Below are 1,422 nucleotides of genomic sequence, written 5' to 3'. Positions count from 1 at the left end.
GCGGCTATATTATTGGGCCGGCACGAATTGGAAAATCCTTTGCCGTACGTCGTCTCGTTGATCGCTTGCGTAATCGTCAACAACGTCGCGTTCCGGTGATCTATACCTCCATCAATCGTCGTGATATAAAAACCATACGAGGCGTCTTTAACAATCTATGCTTGAGCGTCAATGTGCCTGTATCGAAATCCGACTCATCGGATGTTTTGGCCGCACGCTTCGTACAACATGCCTTGGATTTAGTTAGCCTTTATCAAACTTATCAGATCGTTCTGATTGTCGATGAAATGCAGCGATTAAGTCTGGATCAACTGTACGCGTTTTCTGAGATTTTTGATGCATTTGAAACCGCTAGAATCCGACTAATGTCGGTGTTCGTGGGTAATCAGAATGAGTCTAATCAACTCTTAGATCAAATTCACCAATCGACAAATGACCATATATACGGGCGCTTCTTTCGTCAACACACATCGTTTTACGGCGTGCAGTCTGAGTCAGCACTCAGGGAGATACTGACTCAATATGATTCCTTTACCTACCCCGACAATGGACCCAGCTTTACCGCGTACTTTCTACCCCGAGCAGTCGAACAAGGCTGGCGATTCGTCAATATGGCTAGCGACATCTGGCGTGTTTATTGTGATCAATTCTGCCAAGAGGAAGAGTCACAACTAACCATGGAAATCTGTCGAGCGACCCTAGACATTCTTCTAATGGACTTCTTGCCACGGTTGACGGTTGTTCACGACTATGACGATGCCCTTATTACTGAGGCCTTTTATGTGGCGGGGATCTGATGATCGTGAATAAGTATTTACCCGACGACTATCTCGTTAATCAAGGTCGTTTCTTTTGGCTACCCTATTTGAGTCAATGGGGACGCTGGCGTATTCAGTGCATGGCCAATCCTGGACTACTCATGCGCGATATACGCCAAGGTAATGATCAAACGATTTTTGCGACGCATGCTGATCTAAACCGCCATAAATTCAAACCAGCCTTACGTCATTGTGCACAATGCAGTGCGCTTTTCTATCATAGCGATATCTATGATTATCCTTGGTTAACGAATTGCCCCATTCATGATACGACCTTAGGAAGTACTTGTTCGCGCTGCCACTCCCCATATCCCAAAACACGACAGGAAATTGCTACGCGCCATTGTCCTCAATGTGGTCGAGGTAGGGATGACCGCATTGAAAAAACACTCGCCTCAATCATCGAGGGCCAGGCATCCCTAGCAGAAAAAATTGACTCGACGGTTGGCTATTTGACTAACCTGATCACTAACATTGATGAAAAACTTCGCATGAAGCTTGGTGACGAGGACAGACTAATACAGAAATTGGGATTGTCGTTCCCATATCCATCACGATTTTCGCCGGAGCATCCGGATTTTTGGGCAATATGTTGCAAAGCAGG

General features: G+C 45.8%; 2 protein-coding genes. Both read left to right on the top strand.

Annotated features, from left to right (window positions below):
- On the top strand, positions 1-797 hold a 797-nt coding region (locus A3756_RS24390; protein ID WP_068554926.1), incomplete at its 5' end, for an ATP-binding protein.
- 5 nt (positions 798-802) lie between these two features.
- A partial coding sequence (locus tag A3756_RS24385; protein ID WP_197481522.1) for a hypothetical protein occupies positions 803-1,422 on the top strand: 620 nt, incomplete at its 3' end.

The sequence above is a fragment of the Oleiphilus sp. HI0086 genome, from assembly GCF_001635225.1.
The sequence above is the reverse complement of the archived record's forward strand: the minus strand, read 5'-3'. Positions and strand labels throughout refer to the sequence as shown.